Annotated in this window: 22 protein-coding genes; 13 read left to right on the forward strand and 9 right to left on the reverse strand. The window is 70.2% G+C overall.

Annotated elements, in window-relative coordinates:
* Positions 1-328 precede the first annotated feature (328 nt).
* The 4 genes from J2739_RS19035 to J2739_RS19050 all read left to right on the forward strand — a co-directional run bounded on the left by J2739_RS19035 (position 329) and on the right by J2739_RS19050 (position 4408).
* Positions 329-2167 carry a branched-chain amino acid ABC transporter ATP-binding protein/permease gene (locus tag J2739_RS19035; RefSeq protein ID WP_309904473.1) on the forward strand — a complete coding sequence of 613 codons (1839 nt, stop codon included), beginning with the start codon at positions 329-331 and terminating at the stop codon, positions 2165-2167.
* Entirely contained in the window at positions 2164-2910 is a 747-nt protein-coding gene (locus tag J2739_RS19040) for an ABC transporter ATP-binding protein (protein WP_309904476.1), read from the forward strand. Before J2739_RS19035 ends, J2739_RS19040 begins: the two co-directional genes overlap by 4 nt.
* A 122-nt stretch (positions 2911-3032) precedes the next feature.
* On the forward strand, positions 3033-3959 hold the full coding sequence (locus J2739_RS19045; protein WP_309904478.1) for a DUF72 domain-containing protein: 927 nt from the start codon (positions 3033-3035) through the stop codon (positions 3957-3959).
* Positions 3947-4408, forward strand: coding sequence for a DUF4259 domain-containing protein (locus J2739_RS19050; protein ID WP_309904480.1), 462 nt, complete (start codon positions 3947-3949; stop codon positions 4406-4408). Before J2739_RS19045 ends, J2739_RS19050 begins: the two co-directional genes overlap by 13 nt.
* Positions 4409-4479: 71 nt before the next feature.
* On the opposite strand, the gene J2739_RS19055 is transcribed toward J2739_RS19050, so the two are convergent.
* Positions 4480-5577, reverse strand: coding sequence for a substrate-binding domain-containing protein (locus J2739_RS19055; RefSeq protein ID WP_309904482.1), 1098 nt, complete (start codon positions 5575-5577; stop codon positions 4480-4482).
* Between the two features lie 122 nt (positions 5578-5699).
* Between J2739_RS19055 and J2739_RS19060 the strand changes: the two genes are divergently transcribed.
* The 3 genes from J2739_RS19060 to J2739_RS19070 are packed head-to-tail and all read left to right on the forward strand — an operon-like array spanning position 5700 to position 8043.
* A complete protein-coding gene (locus J2739_RS19060; RefSeq protein ID WP_309904484.1) occupies positions 5700-6449 on the forward strand; it encodes an ABC transporter permease in 750 nt (249 codons plus the stop codon).
* Positions 6450-6484: 35 nt separating this feature from the next.
* Positions 6485-7216, forward strand: coding sequence for an ABC transporter ATP-binding protein (locus J2739_RS19065; RefSeq protein WP_405053917.1), 732 nt, complete (start codon positions 6485-6487; stop codon positions 7214-7216).
* Positions 7213-8043, forward strand: a complete 831-nt coding sequence (locus J2739_RS19070) for an ABC transporter substrate-binding protein (protein WP_309904485.1) — start codon at positions 7213-7215, stop codon at positions 8041-8043. Before J2739_RS19065 ends, J2739_RS19070 begins: the two co-directional genes overlap by 4 nt.
* Before the next feature lie 116 nt (positions 8044-8159).
* On the opposite strand, the gene J2739_RS19075 is transcribed toward J2739_RS19070, so the two are convergent.
* The gene (locus J2739_RS19075) at positions 8160-8627 is read right to left on the reverse strand and encodes a winged helix-turn-helix transcriptional regulator (RefSeq protein WP_309904487.1); all 468 of its coding nucleotides are present in this window, start codon (positions 8625-8627) and stop codon (positions 8160-8162) included.
* Between the two features lie 130 nt (positions 8628-8757).
* Here J2739_RS19075 and J2739_RS19080 point away from each other — a divergent pair, with 130 nt between their 5' ends.
* Entirely contained in the window at positions 8758-10068 is a 1311-nt protein-coding gene (locus tag J2739_RS19080) for a D-amino acid dehydrogenase (protein ID WP_309904489.1), read from the forward strand.
* On the opposite strand, the gene J2739_RS19085 is transcribed toward J2739_RS19080, so the two are convergent.
* Complete coding sequence (locus tag J2739_RS19085; protein ID WP_309904490.1) at positions 10069-10971, reverse strand: ketopantoate reductase family protein; 903 nt, start codon at positions 10969-10971, stop codon at positions 10069-10071.
* A gap of 158 nt (positions 10972-11129) precedes the next feature.
* Between J2739_RS19085 and J2739_RS19090 the strand changes: the two genes are divergently transcribed.
* Positions 11130-11507 (forward strand): nuclear transport factor 2 family protein, encoded by a 378-nt coding sequence (locus J2739_RS19090; protein ID WP_309904492.1) that lies wholly within the window; start codon positions 11130-11132, stop codon positions 11505-11507.
* 3 nt (positions 11508-11510) lie between these two features.
* On the opposite strand, the gene modC is transcribed toward J2739_RS19090, so the two are convergent.
* Genes modC through modA form a run of 3 tightly spaced genes read right to left on the reverse strand, consistent with a single transcriptional unit; the run spans position 11511 to position 14045 of the window.
* A complete protein-coding gene (modC, locus tag J2739_RS19095) occupies positions 11511-12599 on the reverse strand; it encodes a molybdenum ABC transporter ATP-binding protein (protein ID WP_309904493.1) in 1089 nt (362 codons plus the stop codon).
* A complete protein-coding gene (gene modB, locus J2739_RS19100) occupies positions 12596-13270 on the reverse strand; it encodes a molybdate ABC transporter permease subunit (RefSeq protein ID WP_309904495.1) in 675 nt (224 codons plus the stop codon). Before modB ends, modC begins: the two co-directional genes overlap by 4 nt.
* 13 nt (positions 13271-13283) lie before the next feature.
* The gene (modA, locus tag J2739_RS19105) at positions 13284-14045 is read right to left on the reverse strand and encodes a molybdate ABC transporter substrate-binding protein (protein ID WP_309904497.1); all 762 of its coding nucleotides are present in this window, start codon (positions 14043-14045) and stop codon (positions 13284-13286) included.
* 57 nt (positions 14046-14102) lie between these two features.
* Here modA and J2739_RS19110 point away from each other — a divergent pair, with 57 nt between their 5' ends.
* Positions 14103-14855, forward strand: coding sequence for a TOBE-like domain-containing protein (locus J2739_RS19110; RefSeq protein WP_309904499.1), 753 nt, complete (start codon positions 14103-14105; stop codon positions 14853-14855).
* 92 nt (positions 14856-14947) lie between these two features.
* Here J2739_RS19110 and J2739_RS19115 read toward each other — a convergent pair whose 3' ends face one another.
* The gene (locus J2739_RS19115; protein ID WP_309904500.1) at positions 14948-15400 is read right to left on the reverse strand and encodes a carboxymuconolactone decarboxylase family protein; all 453 of its coding nucleotides are present in this window, start codon (positions 15398-15400) and stop codon (positions 14948-14950) included.
* A 221-nt stretch (positions 15401-15621) separates the two neighbouring features.
* Between J2739_RS19115 and J2739_RS19120 the strand changes: the two genes are divergently transcribed.
* Positions 15622-17649: an AsmA family protein gene (locus J2739_RS19120; RefSeq protein ID WP_309904502.1), complete on the forward strand. Its 2028-nt coding sequence runs from the start codon at positions 15622-15624 to the stop codon at positions 17647-17649.
* A gap of 144 nt (positions 17650-17793) precedes the next feature.
* Positions 17794-19212: an aspartate ammonia-lyase gene (gene aspA, locus J2739_RS19125; RefSeq protein ID WP_309904504.1), complete on the forward strand. Its 1419-nt coding sequence runs from the start codon at positions 17794-17796 to the stop codon at positions 19210-19212.
* A gap of 46 nt (positions 19213-19258) precedes the next feature.
* Here the strand turns inward: aspA and J2739_RS19130 are convergent, their stop codons facing one another.
* Entirely contained in the window at positions 19259-19585 is a 327-nt protein-coding gene (locus tag J2739_RS19130; RefSeq protein ID WP_309904507.1) for a thioredoxin family protein, read from the reverse strand.
* A 26-nt stretch (positions 19586-19611) separates the two neighbouring features.
* On the reverse strand, positions 19612-20718 hold the full coding sequence (locus J2739_RS19135) for a helix-turn-helix domain-containing protein (protein ID WP_309904509.1): 1107 nt from the start codon (positions 20716-20718) through the stop codon (positions 19612-19614).
* A 178-nt stretch (positions 20719-20896) separates the two neighbouring features.
* On the opposite strand from J2739_RS19135, the gene J2739_RS19140 reads away from it, so the two are divergent.
* Complete coding sequence (locus J2739_RS19140; RefSeq protein WP_309904511.1) at positions 20897-21391, forward strand: (2Fe-2S)-binding protein; 495 nt, start codon at positions 20897-20899, stop codon at positions 21389-21391.
* Position 21392 lies beyond the last annotated feature (1 nt).

Here is a 21392-nt window from a genome sequence, read left to right on the forward strand (position 1 = left end):
CAGGGCCGCGCGTGTTTGAGCGAAGCGAGTTTGCGCGGACCCCGCGAAAAGCGAGCACCGCAGGCTTCCCGCAGCGAAGCGCAGGGTCGCGGCCAGTGGGGTCGCCTTTTCTTTGGTTACTTTCTTTTGGCGAAGCAAAAGAAAGTGACTCGCCTGCCGGGGCGACATCCCGGCCCCGGGCCCAAACCAACAGTAACGCCCCAACAAAGCCCCCACCGCACCCCTCTCCAAAACAAAAGAGGGACAAACCCATGAGCCTTCTCAAACTCAAGGTCCAACACTCCCCCAACCCGCAAGCCAACCCGACAACCCGTCGAGAGGCCCCCCGATGACCCGCCGGCATCTCACGCTGGCATTCATCGTCGCCCTAGCGGCCGCGTGGCCCTTCCTGCCCGACTTCTCCGTCACCGTGCTCAGCTACATCGGCCTCTACGCCCTGGTCGCGGCCGGCCTCGTCATGCTGACGGGCGTAGGCGGCATGACCTCCTTCGGCCAGGCCGCCTTCGTCGGCACCGGCGCCTACGCGACCGCCTGGATCTGCACGTCGCCGCTGGTGGCGACGGCGCTGGCCGGCATGAGCCCGGCGCTGCTGCCGTGGCTCGGCCTGCTGTTCGGCATCGCCGTCACCTTCCTCATTGCCTGGGGCCTGGGCGCGATCACGCTGCGGCTGTCGGGCCACTACCTGCCGCTGTGCACCATCGCCTGGGGGTTGAGCTTCTACTTCCTGTTCGGCAACCTCGAGTTCCTCGGCGGCCACACCGGCGTGGCGGGCGTGCCGGCGATTGTGGTCGCCGGCGTTTCCTTCGCTTCGCCGCGTTCGCTGGGCCTGGTCATCTGGGGCGTGCTGCTGCTGGCGCTGTGGGCCCTGCACAACCTGCTGGACTCGCGCGAGGGCCGCGCCATCCGGGCGCTCAAGGGAGGCCGGGTGATGGCCGAGTCGATGGGCGTGGACACCGGCCGCTACCGCATCAAGGTCTTCGTGCTGGCGGCGCTGCTGGCGGCGCTGTCGGGCTGGCTCTATGCGCACCTGCAGCGCTTCATCAACCCGACGCCTTTCAATCTCAACATCGGCATCGAGTACCTGTTCATGGCGGTGGTCGGCGGTGCCGGCCACCTGTGGGGCGCAGTGTTGGGCGCGGCGCTGATCACCCTGCTGAAGGAGCAACTGCAGGACATCCTGCCCAGCCTGCTCGGATCGAGCGGCAACTTCGAGGTGATCGTGTTCGGCCTGTTGATGCTGGTGGTGCTGCAGCGCTTCGCCGACGGGCTGTGGCCGACGCTCGCGCGGCTCGGCGACCGCTTCCTGAAACCCGCGCCCGCGCGCGCGCCGCACCAGGTGCTGGCGCTGCCCGAAACCGCCTTGCCGCCGCGCAACCAGGTCGTGCTGGAGGCCAAGACGGTGACCAAGCGCTTCGGGGGCCTGGTGGCCAACGACGCCGTCAGCCTGGACATCAAGGCGGGCGAGATCCATGCGCTGATCGGGCCCAACGGAGCCGGCAAGAGCACCTTCTTCAACATGATCTCGGGGGTCGACGATCCCACCGAAGGCGAAGTGCGGCTGATGGACCGGCCGATGACGGGCCAGCCCTCGCGCGCCTTCGCCGCGCTGGGCCTGGGCCGCACCTTCCAGCATGTGCGCCTGCTGGGCCAGCGCCGCGTGATCGAGAACGTCGCGCTGGGCGCGCATCGGCGCGGCCAGCGCGGCTGGATCGCCTCGATGCTGCGCCTGGACCGCGCCGAGGAGGCCGCCCTGCTCGCGCAGGCACGCCGGCAGATCGAACGCTGCGGCCTCGGCGAATTCGCGGAAGTCCCGGCGGGCTCGCTCGCGCTCGGCCAGCAGCGCGTGGTCGAGATCGCGCGCGCCCTCGCAGGCCATCCCGCGGTGCTGCTGCTGGACGAGCCCGCGGCCGGCCTGCGCCACCTGGAAAAACGCGCGCTCGCCACCTTGCTCGATCAGCTGCGCGCAGAAGGACTGGGCATCCTGGTGGTCGAACACGACATGGAGTTCGTGATGAACCTGGCCGACCGTGTCACGGTGCTGGAGTTCGGCGCCGTCATCGCGCGCGGCACGCCGGCCGAAGTGCAGTGCAATCCGAAGGTGCTGGATGCCTATCTGGGCGGCGTCGACGAACCCGCGGCAGCAAGCCTCGTGGAGCAGACCGCATGAGCGCCTCGAACCTGCTCCAGCTCGAAGACTTCTGCGTCTCCTACGGCCCGGTCGAGGCCGTGCACCACGTCGACCTGCGCGTCGACGCCGGCGAGATCGTCACCGTGATCGGCCCCAACGGCGCCGGCAAGACCACGCTGCTGTGCGCCGCCATGGGCCTGCTGCCTTCGCGCGGCCGGGTGCTGCTGGCCGGCGAGCCGATGGCGCGCATCAGCGTGGAAGCGATGGTGGCGCGCGGCGTCGGCCTGGTGCCCGAGAAGCGCGAGCTCTTCGGCGAGATGCCGGTCGAGGACAACCTGCTGCTGGGCGGCTTCTCGCGCTGGTGGCGCGGCGAGCGCGACCAGCGCCGGCGCATGGACGAGGTCTTCGCCATCTTCCCGCGCCTGGCCGAGCGCCGCGCGCAGCTGGCCTCGACGCTGTCGGGCGGCGAGCGCCAGATGCTGGCGATCGGCCGTGCACTCATGGCGCGCCCGCGCTTGCTGATGCTGGACGAGCCCTCGCTGGGCCTGGCGCCGCTCATCGTGCGCGAGGTGCTGCAGGTGGTGTCCTCGCTGCGCAAGCATGGCGTCTCGGTGCTGCTGGTGGAGCAGAACGCGCGCGCCGCCCTGCAGGTCGCGGACCGGGCCTATGTGCTGGAGATGGGTGCGATCGCGCTGCAGGGCGCGGCCTCGGAACTGCTGCACGACCGCCGCATCATCGATACGTACCTGGGCCTGGGGGCGCGCGCCGACAAGGCGGCCTAGCGAGCGCACAGGCGCGGCCTTGTCCTTCATGGGGGCGCCGTGCCGCGCCACAGAATCGCGCGTGGAGGCCCGGCATCCCGCGCGGGCCCGCACGCGAAGGCCTCTTTCCGGGGCCGGAAAGCATGGCTGCAAGACCCGGCGAGACCCGCATCGGCATCTCAGGCTGGCGCTATGCGCCCTGGCGCGGCAAGTTCTATCCCAAGGGGCTGCGGCAGCGCCAGGAGCTGGCGTTCGCCTCGCGCATGCTGCCCACCATCGAGCTCAACGGTTCCTTCTATTCGCTGCAGCGGCCGGCTTCTTACCTGGCCTGGCACGACGAGACGCCGGATGGCTTCGTGTTCGCCGTCAAGGGATCGCGCTACATCACGCACATGCTGCGGTTGAAGGAGGTCCGCACCCCGCTCGCGAATTTTCTCGCCTCGGGCGTGCTGGCGCTGCGCGCCAAGCTGGGGCCGATCCTGTGGCAGCTGCCGCCTTCGATGCGCTACGAGCCCGAGCGCTTCGAGGATTTCTTTTCGCTCCTGCCGCGCGACACGAATGCGGCGCTGGCCCTTGCGCGCGGCCACGACGATCGGCTCGAAGGCCGCACCTGGCTCCACCGCGCCGCGAAACGGCCGCTGCGGCATGCGGTGGAGGTGCGGCACACGAGCTTCGTCGACGCGGCTTTCATTGCGCAGCTTCGCCGCCACGGCATTGCCCTAGTCGTCGCCGATACGGCCGGGCGCTGGCCGCTGATCGAGGACCTGACGGCCGACTTCGTCTACCTGCGGCTGCACGGAGACAAGGAGCTCTATGCGAGCGGCTACGACGATGCCGCGCTGGACCGATGGGCCGCGCGCATCGATGCATGGCGCCATGGCCGCCAGGTGAAGGATGCGCGCAAGGCCTCGACACGCGCCGCGCCGCGCCGGGCCCGGCGCGAGGTGTTCTGCTACTTCGACAACGACGTCAAGGTGCATGCGCCGTATGACGCGGCGAACCTGGCGCTGCGCCTGGGCGTGCCGACGGGTCTGGGGCCTGACGGAGAATTCGCTGCATGGCATTCCTGAGGCACGCCGCCGTCGCCGTCCTCGCATCGCTGCCGGCGCTGTCGGTCCATGCGGGCGCGTGGGGCGAGGGCGCCTTCGACAACGATGCCGCGCAGGACTTCCTGAGCGAATGCGCGCGCTCGTCGGACCCGGCCGTGGTCTCGCAGGCCATCGAACTGGCGCTGGCTGCGAGCTTCGTGGACGCCGACGACGGTGCTGCTGCGGTCGCCGCTGCCGAGGTGATTGCCGGGGCCCTCGGCAGCAGCGGCTCGGCGCCGCGGACGCGCGTGGTGCCCTGCCTGGCCGCGGCGCCGCGCGAGCAGGTCCGCGCCTTGGCGCCGAGGGCCGTGCAGGCCGTGGAACGCGTCGGCGATCCCGCCGTCTCCGAGCTCGCCCAGCAGTGGGCCGAAGAGAAGCCGAACCGCTGGTCGGTGGTCCTGCGGCAACTGGCGGCGCGTCTTCGCCGTTAAAAGCCGTTGCATTCGGGCAGCTCGACCGGGGGGGCGCGAAGGATGCCCCATCCCCGGCAAGCCAGCAGCAGCTATCGCTTCGGCCCCTTGAAGCTCCACCACGGAAGCAGCGCGCTCAGCGACTGCACGTCGCCACTGTTGGCACTCTCGTAGCCTGCGAGCGTGCCCAGCTGGTGCTGCCAGGCAGCGCTGCGCAGCAGCACGAGCAGCGCCTGCACGGCCGGCTGGTCCAGCGCCGACTTGAGGCAGGCGAGGTGGTAGCGCTCGTGCACCAGCGGCACGAAGCCCAGGCCCGCGCCGCGCGCGGCCGATTCGATGCCCAGCCCCGCATCGGCCCGGCCCGAGGCCACCGCATGCGCGACGGCCGTGTGCGAGGGCTCCTCGCGCGCGTAGCCCTGCAGCGCACACCGATCCAATCCTTGCTGCGCCAGCAGTTCGTCCAGCAGCACGCGCGTGCCGGTGCCGAGCGCGCGGTTCACGTAGCGCGCGCGCAGCCGAACGACATCGGCCATGCCGCGCAGCCGCAGCGGGTTGCCGGGCGCGACGATCAGCCCCTGGGTGCGGCGCGCGAAGCCGATGATCTTGTGCAGCCCCGGCTTGAGCAGCGGTTTGTAGGTGCGCTGCGCGAGCGAGCCGGCCGGCGGCCGCTCCAGCGTGTGGAAGCCCGCCATCACGCAGCGGCCCTGGTTGAGCGCGCTGATCGCGTCGACGCTGCCGGTGAAGCGGATGTCGAGCTGCAAGCGCCCGCGCTCGGCCGCGTGGGCGCGCAACAGCACCAGCGCATCGTCGTGGCTGGCCTGCAGGCTCAGCACATGCAGGCTGTCGTCGAAGGCCATCGCGAAGGCGCGCTCCAGGTCCGCGTGGAGGGCCTCGATCTGCGGCGCGAGCCGGGCCTGCGCCTGGCGCTCGGCCCACAGCAGCTTGTCGCCGAACTCGGACAACTGGGCCGAGCGGCCCTGCTCGCCACTGACGAGCGGACGGCCGAGGTTCTGCTCCCAGCGCTTGAGCTCGCCCCAGACGTGGCGGTACGACAAGCCCAGCGCCCGCGCCGCGGACGAGATCGAGCCGTGCTCGCGCACCGCGTGAAGCAGCTCCATCAGCGGGTTGCGGATCAGCCCGCGGCCGCTGCGGCGCGGGGCGATGGCATAGGACAGTTCGATCTGTTGCACGTCGGGAAGCGAGGCATGAATGGTGGCGCAACGATTATGCAAAGTCCGTGCTTTACCTATGCAAGTGTTTGCATAAGTTGCCCCTTCGCGCTGCCGATACTGGACGGCTTGTGCACCACCCCATGAACACCTTCACGGACAGCGCCATCGCCGCGTGGCACTTGCTGGTTTCGGGCGATCCCGTCCTGCTCGGCATCGTCGGCCGTTCGCTGGGCGTCAGCGCCATGGCCTGCGCGCTGGCCTGCGGGCTCGGCCTGCTGTCCGGCGCCTGGCTCGCGGTCGCGCGCTTCGCCGGCCGCGGACTGCTGCTCACGCTGCTCAACACGCTGCTCGCCCTTCCCTCGGTGGTGGTGGGGCTGGTGATCTACCTGCTCCTGTCGCGCTCGGGGCCGCTCGGTTTCCTGGGCTGGCTGTTCTCCTTCAAGGCGATGGTGCTGGCGCAGGCGCTGCTGGTGCTGCCGGTGGTCACGGCGCTTACGCGCCAGGCCATCGAGGACGCGGACCGCGCGCACGGCGAGCAGTTGCGCTCGCTCGGCGCCGGCGCGCTGGCGCGGGCGCTGCTGCTGGTGTGGGACGAGCGCTATGCATTGATCACGGTGCTGATCGCCGCCTTCGGCCGCGCGGTCTCGGAGGTCGGCGCGGTGATGATCGTCGGCGGCAACATCGACGGCTTCACGCGCGTCATGACCACCGCCATCGCGCTCGAAACCAGCAAGGGCGACCTGCCGCTGGCGCTGGCACTGGGCCTGGTGCTGCTGGGCGTGGTCCTGCTGCTCAATGTCGCGATCAGCGGGCTGCGCGGCTGGCGCGAGCGCGTCGATGGCGGCGCTGTCGACGCGGCGGGACTGCGGCGCATGGAGGCGGTCTCGTGAGCAGCCTGCGGCCATCCGGCGGCGCCCGTCCGCTGCTGCGTGTGGTGCCCCCGCCTGGCGCCGACGCGACCGAGGGCGACTCGGCGCTCTTCGCATTGCACGACATCGACGTGCGCTACGGCCGCGTGCCGGCCCTGACCCACGTCACGCTCTCCATCCACGCCGGCGAGCGCGTGGCCCTGATCGGCGCCAACGGCAGCGGCAAGAGCACGCTGCTGCGCGTGCTGCACGGCCTGGCGCCGCATGCGGCCGGCGCCTTTGCGAGCCAGGTGCCGCCGCAGGGGCAGGCGATGCTGTTCCAGCGCCCGCACATGCTGCGCATGAGCGTACGCAACAACGTCGCGCTGGCGCTCTGGCTGCACGGCGTGCGGTGGCGCAAGGCGCAGCAAGACGCGGTGGCGGCGCTCGGGCAGGTCGGCCTGGCCGGCGAAGCCGGGCGCAATGCGCGCACCCTCTCCGGCGGGCAGCAGCAGCGCGTGGCGCTGGCGCGCGCCTGGGCGCTCAAGCCGGCGGTGCTGCTGCTCGACGAGCCGACCGCCAGCCTGGACCCGACGGCCAAGCGCGAGGTCGAGGCACTGATCGCCGACGCGGCGCACGGCCGCACCCTGGTGTTCGCGAGCCACAACCTGGGCCAGGTCAAGCGCCTGGCAAGCCGCGTGATCTACCTCGAGCACGGACGGGTCCTGGCGGACCTGCCGGTGCAAGATTTCTTCAACGGGCCACTTCCCGAGGAAGCCCGTCAATTTGTCAAGGGAGAGCTGGCGTGAGGTCATTCAAGTTCCTGGCGGCGGCCCTCACCCTGGCTGCGGGCAGCTTCGCGGCGCAGGCCGAAACCATCACCATGGCGTCCACCACGTCGACGGAGCAGTCGGGCCTGTTCGCGCACCTGCTGCCGGCCTTCAAGCAGGCCAGCGGCATCGACGTCAAGGTGGTGGCGGTGGGGACCGGGCAGGCCATCGACATGGCCAGGCGCGGCGACGCCGACGTGCTCTTCGTGCACGACACGGCGGCGGAGGAGAAGTTCGTCGCCGAAGGCTTCGCCGCGAAGCGCTTCCCGGTCATGTACAACGACTTCGTGCTGATCGGGCCGAAGAACGATCCGGCGGCGGCGAAGGGCAAGGACATCGCAGCGGCGCTGAAGAAAGTGGCCATTGCCAACGCGCCGTTCATCTCGCGCGGCGACAAGAGCGGCACCGACGCCGCCGAGCGCCGGCTCTGGACGCAGACGGGCCTGGCCGAGGCAGGCCAGCCGGTGCCCAACGACAGGAAGGGCGCGGGCTACAAGGAATGCGGCTGCGGCATGGGGCCGGCGCTCAACATCGCGGCCTCCAGCGGCGCCTATGTGCTGGCCGACCGCGGCACCTGGCTCAGCTTCAAGAACCGGGCCGACCTGGCGGTGCTGGTCGAGGGCGACAAGCGGCTTTTCAACCAGTACGGCGTGATGGTGGTGAGCCCCTCGAAGTTTCCGCAGCTCGACAGCGCCGGCGCGCAGAAGTTCGTCGACTGGGTGATCTCGCCGGCGGGGCAGTCGACGATCGCGAGCTACAAGATCGGCGGCGAGCAGCTGTTCTTTCCCAACGCGGGCAGCCCGTAGGGCAAGGCGGCGGTCCCTGCACCAGCACCGCCACCTGCGCGGCGGCAGTTTGCCCACAGGGACTTGCGGCCTTCGCGCGACGGGCCTGCGCGCCGCGGGTCATCGGAACCCGAGCTTCAGCGGTCCATCGGCAGGTAGAGGCTTTCCTTGACTTCCTCCATCACCACGTAGCTGTTCGATTCGGCCGGCACCGGCAGCTTCTTGAGCAAGTCGCCCAGGAGCCGCCGGTAGTCGCTCATGGCCCGCAGCCTGGCCTTCACGAGGTAGTCGAAGCCGCCCGAGACCAGGTGGCATTCCATCACCTCGGGCACGTGCAGCAGTTCCTTGCGAACCTTGTCGAAGACATCGGCCGACTTCGACGACAGCGTGATCTCCACGAACACCAGCAAGGTCTTGCCGATCGCCTGCGGGTCGATGCGGGCGTGGTAGCCGGTGATGACGCCTTCGCGCTCCATGCGCCGCACGCGCTCGGTACAGGGCGAGGTCGACAGGCCGATCTGCTGTGCCAGCTCGGTCATCGGGATGCGTCCCTGGCGCTGGAGGAGGTCGAGGATCTTGCGGTCGGTGCGGTCGAGCTCGGTCATTTCACTCCTGGAAGGCGCCTGCTGCCGCCTTGGCGGCAATATGCACTGGCAAACTTGACAATTTCAGTGAAGTTTATGGCGTCAAGATGAATAACCTTGGGTTCTCTCTTGGAGTTTAAGGGGTTCAGCAATGAAAGTGATCGTCCTGGGCGGCGGCGTCATCGGCGTCACCACGGCCTACTACCTGGCGCGGGCCGGCGCGGAAGTGACACTCGTCGACCGCCAGGACGGTCCCGCGGAGGAAACCAGCTTTGCCAATGCCGGCCAGGTGTCGCCCGGCTACTCCACGCCTTGGGCCGCGCCGGGCATTCCGCTGAAGGCGCTCAAGTGGATGTTCCAGAAGCATGCGCCGCTCTCGATCCGGCCCGACGGCAGCCTGTTCCAGCTGCGCTGGATGGGGGCAATGCTGAAGAACTGCTCGCCCGAGCGCTATGCGGTCAACAAGGAACGCATGATGCGCGTGGCCGAGTACAGCCGCGACTGCCTGCGCACGCTGCGCGCCGACACCGGCCTTCGCTACGAGCACCGCACCCAGGGCACGCTGCAGCTCTTTCGCACGCAGGCGCAACTGGATGCGGTCGCGCGCGACCTGGCCGTGCTGGAGGAATGCGGCGTGCCCTACCAGCTGCTCGATCGCCGCGAGCTGGGCGCCTTCGAGCCTGCCCTGGCGCATACCGGCGACCTGCTGGCGGGCGGCCTGCGCCTGCCCAACGACGAGACCGGCGACTGCCACCTGTTCACCCGCGGGCTGGCCGAGGTGGTGCGCGGGCTCGGCGTCTCCTTCCGCTTCGGCGAGGCGGTCGAGAGCCTGCTCACCGATGGCGGACGCATCGCCGGCGTGCGCCTCGCCGGGCCGAAGGGCGAGGTGCTCAAGGCGGATCGCTACGTGATGGCGTTCGGCAGCTATTCGCGCGAGGTGGTGGCACCGCTGGGACTCGACATCCCGGTCTATCCGGTCAAGGGCTATTCGCTGACCGTGCCGCTGCTGGACCCCGCGCTGGCGCCCCAATCGACCGTGCTCGACGAGACCTTCAAGATCGCCATCACGCGCTTCGACGACCGCATCCGCGTGGGCGGCATGGCCGAACTGGCCGGCTTCGACCTGCGCCTGAACCCGCAGCGGCGCGCGACGCTGGAACGGGTGGTCGGCGAGCTGTTCCCCGGCGGCGACCTGCCGCGCGCCAGCTTCTGGACCGGCCTGCGCCCGATGACGCCCGACAGCACCCCGATCGTCGGCCCCACGCCCTTCGCCAACCTGTACCTCAACACCGGTCACGGCACGCTGGGCTGGACCATGGCCTGCGGCTCGGGCAAGCTGGTGGCAGACCAGGTGATGGGGCGGCGGCCCGACATCCGCACCGACGGGCTGGCGATGGACCGCTATGCCGCACCCGAGCGCGGGCGCCTCGTCGGCACCGCGCCGGGCACGGCTTCGGCCTGATCAGGCCGGCTGCGCAGCGCGATCCTCGAGCAGCTTGACCAGCGTGTGCAGCACGCGGTTGACCGGCGTCGCGATGCCCAGCGCCTCGCCCTGGCGCAGCACGTAGCCGTTGAGGTGGTCGATCTCGCTGCGCTTGCCGCGCGCCAGGTCCTGCGCAGTGGAGGAGTACTGCGAGGGCATGCTCTCGGCGATGCGCTGCACGGCGGCCCAGGTGTCGCCTGGCACGGTCACGCCGGCCGCGTCTGCGACCGCCAGGCATTCGCGCACCGCGTCGCCCATCACGGCCTGCACGCCTTCGCCTTGCGACAGGCGCCCATAGGGCAGCTGCGTGATGGCCGACAGCGCGTTGTAGGCACAGTTGAGGATCAGCTTGGCCCACAGCGCGCCGGTCACGTTGTCGGAGATCTGCGTGGGCACGCCGGCGGCGATCAGGAGCTCGGCGACTTCGGCGCTCTTCGTCGAGGGCGCGATGACCAGTTCGCCGCGCCCGTGGTGCTTGACGTGGCCCGGGCCCGCCATCTCCGTGGCCACATAGACCACGGTGGCCGCCACTTCCTGCGCCAGCGCGGCCTGCAGACGCGTCGCGTTGTCGACGCCGTTCTGCAGCGTGAGCACCAGCGCGTCGGACGCCAGGTGCGGGCGCATCGCGGCGGCGGCGCTCTCGGTGTCGGTGGACTTCACGCAGAAGAGCACCAGCCGGGCGTCCCGCACGGCATCGACCACGGTGCTGGCCTCCAGCGGCACGCGCGCCTGGAAGGACTGCGTGTCCAGCAGCAAGCCGTCGCGACGGATCGCCTCCACATGCCGCGGGCGACCGACCAGCACCACCGAATGTCCCGCCCGCGCCAGCATGCCGCCGTAATAGCAACCCACCGCACCCGCGCCCATCACTGCAATCCGCATGACCTGCTCCATCAACGCATTGGCTGCATGGTAGTGCGCCGAACTCGGCTTCGTGCGGCGGGCGCGCCATGACCTCCCACGTCATCGACCCGCGGCGGCTCCGCGGCGACCATTCGTTCACCCCGCGCCTTTGCGGGCTTTGAACGAAAGGAACCGACATGAACACCGCCGCACCCGATGCCGCGCGCATCGCCGAACAGTACATCGCCGTGTGGAACGAGACCGATGCCGAGCGCCGGTTGAAGCTGCTCGAATCCCACTGGAGCGCCGACGCACGCTATGTGGACCCGCTCATGCAGGGCAGCGGCCACGCGCAGATCAGTGCGCTGGTCGGCGGCGTGCACCAGCGCTATCCGGGCTTCCGCTTCAAGCTCAAGGGCCAGGCCGATGCGCACGGCGACCACCTGCGCTTCTCGTGGACCCTCGGCCCGAGCGGCGCCGAGGACCTGGTCGAAGGCACGGACTTCGTGCAGCTCGAGTCCGGCAAGCTGCGCGCGGTCACCGGCTTCCTGGACAAGGTGCCGGCCGGCGCGTGATCGTCAATCGACGATCGCCACGCCCTTGACCTGCGCGTGCACGGCCGCGCCTTCGCGCAGCCGCAGCAGCGCGGCCGACTTGCGCGTGATGCGCGCCAGCAGGCGCGCGCCGCCCACGTCCAGCCCCACCATGACCTGCGCCGGACCGTCTTGCGCGAGATCGGTCACGGTCGCCGGCAGGATGTTGAGTACGCTGGTGTCGGCCTGGGGCGTCAGCGTGAGGCTCACGTCGCGCGCCTGGATGCGCACCCGCACCGCCAGGCCGATGCGGCTGCCGCCGTGCGGCAGCCACAGCGTGCCGCCGGCGAAGGCGAGCTGCGTCAGGCCGAAGGCGGCATCGAAGCCGGTGACGGTCGCATCGACGACCGCGCCGGCCGTATCGCCGTGCGCCAGCGGCAGGTCGAGCCGCGTCATCAGCGCAGGAGCAGGGCCGCTGGCCAGGACGCGCCCGGCCTCCATCAGCACCAGGTGATCGGCCAGGCGCGCCACCTCGTCGGCGGCATGGCTCACGTAGATGACCGGGATGTCGAGCTCGGCATGCAGGCGCTCGAGGTAGGGCAGGATCTCGCGCTTGCGCTGCAGGTCGAGCGAAGCCAGGGGCTCGTCCATGAGCAGCAGCCGCGGGCTGGTGGCCAGTGCGCGCGCGATGCCCACGCGCTGGCGCTCGCCGCCCGAGAGCGTGTCGGGCCGGCGGGCCAGCAGGTGGCCGATGCCGAGCAGCTCCACCGCCTGCGCGAGCGGCACCCGGCGCTGTGCGGTGGCGACCCGTCGGATGCCGTATTCGAGGTTGCGCCGCACGTCGAGGTGCGCGAAGAGGCGCGCCTCCTGGAACACATAGCCCAGCGCGCGACGGTGCGTCGGCACGAAGCGCGCGCCGTCCTGCCAGCATTCGCCGTTGACCACCACCGAGCCGCCGGGCGCCCGCAGCAGCCCCGCGATGGCGCGCAGGCAGGTGGTCTTGCCGCAGCCCGAAGGTCCGAAGAGCGCACTCACGCCGCGGCCCGGCAGGTCCAGCGCGATGTCGAGCGAGAAGCCGGGGTGCTCGACCTTCAGGCGCGCCTGCACGCCCGTGCCCGCTGCCGCATCGCTCATCGCCGCCGCCCGGTGGGATTGAGCGCGTAGAGCGCCAGCAGCACGAGGAAGGAGAGGACCACCATGCCGCCGGCCAGCCAGTGCGCCTGCGTGTACTCGAGCGCCTCCACGTGATCGTAGATCTGCACCGACACCACGCGCGTCTTCTCGGGGATGTTGCCGCCGATCATCAGCACCACGCCGAACTCGCCCACCGTGTGCGCGAAGCCCATGACCACGGCCGTGAGGTAGCCGGGCCGCGCCAGCGGCAGGGCCACGCTGAAGAAGCGGTCGAGCGGCGAGGCCCGCAGCGTCGCCGCCGTCTCGAGCGGCTCGCTGCCCATGGCCTCGAAGGCGTTCTGGATCGGCTGCACCACGAAAGGCATCGAATACAGCACCGAGCCGATCACCAGTCCCGCGAAGCTGAAGGGCAGCAGGCCGATGCCCAGCCATTCGGTGAGCGCGCCGAGCGGCCCGTTCGGCCCCATCGTCACCAGGAAATAGAAGCCCAGCACCGTGGGCGGCAACACCAGCGGCAAGGCCACCAGCGCGCCGACCGGGCCTTTCCACGCCGAGCGCGTGCGTGCCAGCCACCAGGCCAGCGGCGTGCCCACCAGCAGCAGGATCAGCGTGGTGAGCGTCGCCAGCTCGAGCGTGAGGACGATGGCGCCCAGGTCGTCGGCGTTGGGCATGGATGAATCGCCGCTAGATGCCGTAGCCGAAGGAACGGATCACGGCCTTGGCGGCGTCGGACCGGAGGAAGGCCATCAGCGCAACGGCGGCCGCGTTGTCCTTGCCGCGGGCCAGCAGCACCGCGTCCTGGCGGATGGGGCGGTGCAGCTCGCCCGGCACGATCCAGGCCGAGCCGCTCTTGAGCGCGCCGTTCTCCCACACCTGCGACAGCGCGACGAAGCCGAGCTCGGCGTTGCCGCTGGAAACGAAGCCGAAGGTCTGGCCGATGCTCTCGCCCTGCACGAGCTTCGGCGTCAGCGGGGCGAGCACGCCCAGGCGCGTCATCGTCTCGACCGCGGCCGCGCCGTAAGGTGCGAGCCTGGGCGCGGCCAGCGCGAGGTGCGCGAAGCTGCCGCGCTTCAGCACCTCGCCCTGTGCATCCACCAGGTCCGGCTTGGCCGACCACAGCACCAGCTTGCCGAAGGCGTAGGTGAAGCGGCTGCCGGGCACGGTCGCGCCTTCCTTGTCGAGCCTGGCCGGCGTCTCTTCGTCGGCCGCGAGGAAGACGTCGAAGGGCGCCCCGCTTCGGATCTGTGCGTAGAACTTGCCCGTCGCGCCCGAGGCCAGCACCGCCGTGTGGCCGGTCGCCTTCTGGAAGTCGGCGGCGAGTGTCTTCATCGGGCCGGCGAAGTTGGCCGCGACGGCGACCTGGACCTCGCCCGCATGCACGGCCAGCGATGCGCCGAGCGCGAGCAGGGCGCCGAGCCGGCGCGGCAGCACGGGTCGGGATTTCATATCGCTATTCATCGATGGAATAGCGCGAGTGTAAGGCCCGCCGGCACAATGCCACGCATGGCATCTCCCCGCTTCGGCGACGCGCTCGGCCACGGCATGAGCGACAAGCGCATCGACATCCTGCGCGGCATCGGCCGCACGGGCAGCATCTCGCAGGCGGCGCGCGAGGCTGCGGTGAGCTACAAGGCCGCCTGGCAGGCGGTGGCCACGCTCACCAACCTGGCCGGCGTGCCGCTGGTGGAGCGGGCGGTCGGCGGCGCGGGCGGCGGGGGAGCCTCGCTCACGGCGCACGGCAGACAGTTGCTCGAGCTCGCAGACGCGCTCGCGCTGGCGCGCCGCGACGTGCAGTCGCGCGCCGGCGCGGCAGGCGCGGGGTCGGCGGTCGCGCGGCTGGCCATTCGCACCAGCATGCGCAACCAGCTGCCGGCGACGGTGCAGGCGATCGAATCCACCGGCCGCATCGTCCGCGTCCGGCTGGCGCTGGCCGGCGCGCAGCCCATCGCGGCGCGGATCACGCAGGAGAGCGCCGAGCTGCTCGGGCTGGCCGAAGGCATGGCCGCGATCGCGCTGTGCAAGGCGACCGCGGTGCGCATCGAGCGTGCCGCCGCGCCGCGCCGCGCCCGGGGTAACCTGCTGGCCGGCGTGGTGCAGGGCGTGGCGCGCGGCGAAGATGGCGACGAGATCGCGGTGGCGCTGGAAGGCGGCCTGCAGCTCGTCGGCTTCGCGCCCGGCGGCTCGGGGCTGCGCGCCCGGCAGCGGGTGCAGGCCTGTGTCGACGAGGCGGCCGTGGTGGTGGCGCTGCCCGGGTAGCACCGCACACGCCGGGCGACGCTCCACGCGCAGGCCGGCATGGCGCGCACAGCCGCAGTGCCGCGCTTGCAGCGCGGGCACGCCTTGGCGGGTCAGGCCTTCTCAGGCACCGGATTGCGGAAGCTCACGTTGAGCAGGTTCCAGGCGTTGATCACCGCGATGGTGAAGCCGAGCTCGGCGATCTCCTCGTCGGAAAACTGCGCCTTGAGCCGGGCGAACGCCTCGTCGCTCGGGTCCCGGTGCGGGATGGCCGTGACGAGCTCGGCCCACTCCAGCGCCGCGCGCTCGCGCTCCGTGAAGAAGGGCGCCTCGCGCCAGCCGGCCACCGCGTTGAGGTGGCGCGCATCGACGTCCTGCTTGATCAGGTCGCGCCAGTGCATGTCCATGCAGAAGGCACAGCCGTTGATCTGCGACACGCGCAGCAGCACGAGGTCGTACAGGCGGTGGCCCAGCAGGTCCTTGCGGACCGCGGCGGAGAGGGTGAGCAGGGACTGGAAGGCCTTGGGTGCGAGCTGGTGGAAGGGAATGCGTGCCGTGTGCGTCATGCGATGTCCTCGGGGGGGGGTGGCGGAGGGCCGCCCCGTGCGGCCTCCATACCTTCAAGACGCGCGACGCCTCCGGTTTGTGACGGCAAGCGGCGAAAACGCCGCGAAACTTCGCCCTGCGCGGCCTGCTGTCCGACGTGCAAAGCTTTTTGCGTCCCACCAGGGACCAGCCTCCCGTCCCCATCATCGGCAGCACCATTGTGCGAGAAGGCAGTCGAGGCATGGCCGATTCGAGGGTGCCGGGGTTCGTGAGGCGCCACCCGTTCTGGGTGGCAGCGCTGGTGGTGCTCGGCCTCCTGGTCCTGCTGTTCGACTGGAACTGGTTCAAGCCTCCGCTCGAACGCTACATCTCCCAGAAGACGAAGCGCGAGTTCCGCATCTCGGACCTGCACGTCCGGCCCGGCCTCACGCCCACGATCCGGCTGCGGGATGTCTATTTCAGCAACGCCCCATGGGCCACCGACAAGGCGATGGCGAAGATCGAACAGCTGGAATTCTCGGTCTCGCTTCGCGATCTGCCGGACAAGGTCCTGGTGCCGCGGGCGGCGCTGACCAAGCCGGACCTGGTGTTCGAGCGAATGCCGGACGACCGCAGGAACTGGGTGCTCTCGGACCCTTCCGACACCTCGCCGAGCAAGCTGCGCATCAGCACCCTGTCGGTCGATCACGGCCACCTGCGCTACCTCGACCACGGCGAGCCCTTTCAGCTCGACATCCAGGGCAGCACTTTCGATCCTGAGAGCGAGCCGAAGACGCGCAACGCCGATGCGCCGCCCTCGAACAATCGCTACAGCACGCAATACACGTTCAGCGGCAAATACCACGATGCGGGCTTCTCCGGCACCGCCCTGACCGGCGAAGTGCTGAGCTTCCAGGAATCCGGTGTTCCCTTCCCGATCAAGGGCAGCCTGATGGCCGGCACCACCCGGCTGGAGGTCGAAGGCACGATCGCGGATGCCGCCAACATCTCCGGCATCGATGCCTGGCTGCACATCGAGGGCCGCACGCTGGCCAACCTCTATCCCTTCCTGCTGCTGCCGCTGCCGGCCTCGCCGCCCTACCAGCTGCAAGGCCATCTGGTGCTGAAGGGCAACCGCTACACGATGGACGATCTTGCCGGCAGGATCGGATCGACCGACGTCACGGGGCAGGGCGCCTACGTCGCGAAGCAGCCGCGCCCGCTGCTCACGGGGAAGCTGCACAGCAAGCTGCTGAACATGGCCGACCTGGGGCCGATGATCGGGATCGAGACCAAGGGCTCCGGCGGCAAGCCCGCCCTGGGCCAGGCGCAGACGCGCTCCCGCCCATCGGCCAAGGAGGCCGCGAGGAAGGTCGACCCCGACCACGTCCTGCCCGCCGGCTCCTTCGATGGCAGCCGCCTGCAAATGATCGACGCCGAGGTGGATCTCGACGCGGGCAGGCTGCTGGTGCCCAAGTACCTCCCGCTGGAGAGCCTGCGTGCATCGCTGCGCCTGCACGATTCCATCCTCGTGCTGCCGCAGGTGGATTTCGGCTTCGCCGGCGGCGCCATCGTGTCGCAGGCGCGGCTCGATGCCCGCGAGCCGACGATCAGATCGGAAGTGCAGATCCGCCTCCAGGGTGTGCACATCGACCGCCTGATGCCCAAGAACGAGAAGATCGCGCAGGCCGCGGGCCAGATGGGCGGCGCCCTCCGGCTGAAGGGCACCGGCAACTCCATCGCCGATGCCGCCGCGAAGGCCGATGGCGGCATCGCCGTGACGATCACCAAGGGCCGGGTCTCGAACCTGCTGGACGCGCTCAGCGGACTCAATGGTGGCAAGGTGCTGCAGCTGCTGGTGGGCGGCGACCGCGTCATCGCGGTCAACTGCGGCGGCATCGCCTTCGACGTGAAAGGAGGACGCGGAGACTCCAGGCTGTTCGTCGTCGATACCGAGCAGACGCAGATCCTCGGCAGCGGAACCTTCGATCTGGAGCACGAGCGCTTCGACTTCGTCGTGGCCCCCAAGCCCAAGCACATGGGCGTGCTGTCGCTGCGCACGCCGGTGCGCCTGTTCGGCACCTTCAAGAACCCGGACTTCGCCATCGAGAAGGGCCCCCTGGTCGCGCGTGCGGGCGGCGCGGCGGCATTGGCCGCGGCAGGGCCCCTTGCGGCACTGCTGCCGTTGATCGAGACGGGGCCGGGCCAGGACACCGATTGCACCGCCGTGCAGGAAAAAGTCGGCAGCGTCGCGAAGCCCGGCAAGCCGGCGCCAAAGAAATCCAGGTGAGCGGCGCGCGGCTCGCCCCGGGGCCGCTTCTTTGGCCCGCCGCTGATTGGGAGCACACTCGCGCTGCGCAGGGCGCCGTGTGACGTGCCGCAGGCGTCGCAGCCCGGCGTGGCAGCCTCAACCAAACAACACCGAGGAGCAACCATGAGCAAGACCCGAACCGAGCACGACCTGCTGGGCGACCGCGAGGTGCCCGCCGAGGCCTACTATGGCGTCCACACGCTGCGGGCCAAGGAGAACTTCCAGATCTCCGGCACCACCATCTCGGCTTTCCCCGAGCTGGTGATCGCGCTGGCCTCCGTCAAGGAAGCGGCCGCGCAGGCCAACGCCGAGCTGGGCCTGCTGCCGCCCGAGCTGCGCGATGCGATCGTGGCCGCGTGCGAAGAGATCCGCAACGGCGCGCTGCACGAGCAGTTCGTGGTCGACGTGATCCAGGGCGGCGCCGGCACCTCCACCAACATGAACGCGAACGAGGTGGTGTGCAACCGGGCGCTGGAGATCCTCGGCCACCAGCGCGGGGAGTACCGGTACCTGCACCCCAACGAGCACGTCAACATGGCGCAGAGCACCAACGACGTCTATCCGACGGCGATCCGCATCGCCACCTGCTTCGCGATCGAGCGTCTGCTCGAGGCCATGGAGCATCTGCGCACGGCCTTCGCCGAAAAAGCCACCGAGTTCGCGCACCTGCTCAAGATCGGCCGCACCCAGCTGCAGGACGCGGTGCCGATGACGCTCGGCCAGGAGTTCTCGACCTACGCGGTGATGATCGAGGAGGACATCGCGCGCCTGACCGAAGCCTCGGCCCTGATCCGCGAGATCAACCTCGGCGCGACCGCCATCGGCACCGGCATCACCGCCCATCCGGAGTACGCGGGCAAGGCGCTGGCGGCGCTGCGCAAGATCACTGGGCTGGACCTGGCCACGGCGCCCAACCTGATCGAGGCCACGCAGGACTGCGGCGCCTTCGTGCAGCTGTCAGGCGTGCTCAAGCGCATCTCGGTCAAGCTGTCGAAGACCTGCAACGACCTGCGGCTGCTCTCCAGCGGGCCGCGCTCGGGGTTCGGCGAGATCAACCTGCCGCCGATGCAGGCCGGCTCCTCGATCATGCCGGGCAAGGTCAACCCGGTGATCCCGGAGGTGATGAACCAGGTCTGCTTCGAAGTCTTCGGCAACGACCTGACGGTGACCTTCGCCGCCGAGGCCGGGCAGTTGCAGCTCAACGCCTTCGAGCCGATCATCGCCAGCGCGCTGTTCCGCAGCTTCAAGCACCTGACCAACGGCGCCAGGACGCTGGCCGACCTGTGCGTCAAGGGCATCACCGCCAACCCCGACCGGCTGCGCGAGAGCATCGAGCGCTCGATCGCGCTGGTCACCGCGCTCAATCCGATCATCGGCTACAAGCAGGCCACCGAGGTTGCGGCCGAGGCCTATGCCAACGGCACCAACGTGCGCGACGTGGTGCTCCAGCGCAAGCTGATGACGGAGGCCGAGCTGGAGGAGGCGCTGCGCCACGAGGTGCTGATCCAGCCGCGGGCCTACGAGAAGGCGCGCAAGGCTTGAACGCCGCGCGACACGGTCGCGCGCGGCTCGCGGCGGCCTGACGCTTTCAGGCCGGCTGGACGATGCGCGAGAGCTCCCGCGCGATGTCCTCGCTGCGGGTGGGCCGCACCAGGCGCCCCACCTCCTGGCCGTCGCGCATGAAGATCAGCGTCGGCCACAGCTTGACGCCGAAGGAGCGGCCCAGCGGCCGACCGCTGCCGTCCTCGATCTTCAGGTGGCGCAGCGGCGCCGTGCCGGCCAGGGCTTGCGCGATCAGGGGCTGGGCCGCTTTGCAGATGCCGCACCAGGGTGCGCCGAATTCGACCAGCGTGGGGCCGGGGAGAGCGTCGACTTCGCTGCGCGCGGGTTCTTGGGAGGCGTAGGAATCGTTCATCGCGCCATTCTGCGGGAGCCCGGCGTTCATTGCTGGCGGCGGGCCAGCTTGCGATACACCGTGGCACGGCTGATGCCGAGGGCGCGGGCGGCCTCGGCCACGTTGCCGCGCGCATCGTCGACGGCGCGGCGGATCAGCGCTGCTTCCAGGTCGCGCAGGCGGGCGGGCTCCGGCGCCGCGCTCGGCGGATGGCCGGTCAACTGGGGTCGCGCCTGCACGCGCAGGCCGGACCACAGCGGCACTTCCAGCAAGGCGTCGCCGCGCCGCGCCGCATCGAAGAGCATCTGGGACGGCAGGGCGAACAGGTCCTGGCAGTGCGTTGCGGGCTGCCGCGCCAACGGCTGGTGCAGCATCTGGCGCGCCGCGGTGTTGGCCCCGGTCACGCAGCCCTCGGCGTCGATGGCGAGCAGCCCCTCGCTGCCCGGCCCGGCCCCGTAGCCCGGCCAGTCCAGCCGCAGCAGCAGTGCACAGGGATGGCTTTGCACCAGTGCGTTCTCGATGCTGCGTGCGGACTGCACCGCCAGGTGCCGCAACTCGGGTCGCTCGAGCACCTGCACGCCGGTGAGGTCGAGCATGCCGATGCAGTCGCCTTCCGGGCCGAAGAGCGGTGCGCCCGCGCAGCTGTAGATGCTGGTGGCGTCGAAGAAGTGCTCGGCGCGGTGCAGCCACACGGATTCGTGCTCGGCGAGCACGGCGCCGATGGCGGTGGTGCCGACCGCGCGCTCCGACAGATCGACGCCGACGCGCGCGATGTCGCGCGCATGGCGGTCCGCGGGGTCGCTGCCGCCGGGCAGGGCCCCGACCTCGATCACGGTGCCCTCGGCGTCGGTCAGGACCGCGAAGTAGCGCGTGTCGGCGATCGCCCGCGAGAGCCGCGCCAGCACCGGCCGCGCGGCCGAGAGGAGGCTGCGGTTGCGCTCGGCGATGCGACGCATCGCCTGCTGCGTGACCGGATCGAAGCTGACCCGATGCTGCGGCCGGTGGCCGGCCGCGAGGCAGCGCTGCCAGGAGCGCAGCAGCCAGGGCTCGATGCGGACGCCGCGCGTGCCGGCGGGCTCGCCCTCGATCCATTCGCGCCGCGCCTGGGCGATGGTCAGGGAGCGCTCAGGCAGGGGCGTGGAAGGTGAGGTCATCGTGATGGAAGGCGCCGCCGGGCGACGCATGCGGAAGGCCTGCCCGCGCGGCAGGATGTTTCATTTTGAGAATTTCAAGGACAACCCGCAAGCGCCTAGGGTTTTGCCTAGGGTGGTGGCCCTGCCCCGCGTCCAACATCCTGTTTGCTCTAGCCATCACCCAAACGGAGACAGCCACATGCAGGTTCCATTCACGGTCAACGGCCGCGCGGTCACGGTCGATGCGCCCCCCAACACCTTCCTCGTGCAAGCCATCCGGGAGCACCTGCTCCTGACGGGCACCCACGTGGGCTGCGACACCGCGCAGTGCGGCGCCTGCACGGTCCACGTCAACGGCCGCGCGGTCAAGTCCTGCAATGTGCTGGTGGCACAGGTGGCGGGCGCGGACATCACCACCATCGAGGGCATCGCGCAGCCCGACGGCACCCTGCATCCGATGCAGGCGGCCTTCAAGGAATGCCACGGGCTGCAATGCGGCTTCTGCACCCCGGGCATGGTGATGAGCGCGATCGACCTGTGCACGCACTACCCCAAGGCCAGCGAGTCCGAAATTCGCGAGCTGCTGGACGGCAACCTGTGCCGCTGCACCGGCTACCAGAACATCGTCAAGGCCATCCAGATGGGCGGCGAGGCCATGGCGGCCGCGCCGGCCAAGACCGCGGCCGCGGCCTGAG

It is taken from the genome of Variovorax soli (assembly GCF_031454625.1).
In the GTDB taxonomy this organism is placed as follows: Bacteria; Pseudomonadota; Gammaproteobacteria; order Burkholderiales; family Burkholderiaceae_C; genus Variovorax; species Variovorax soli_A.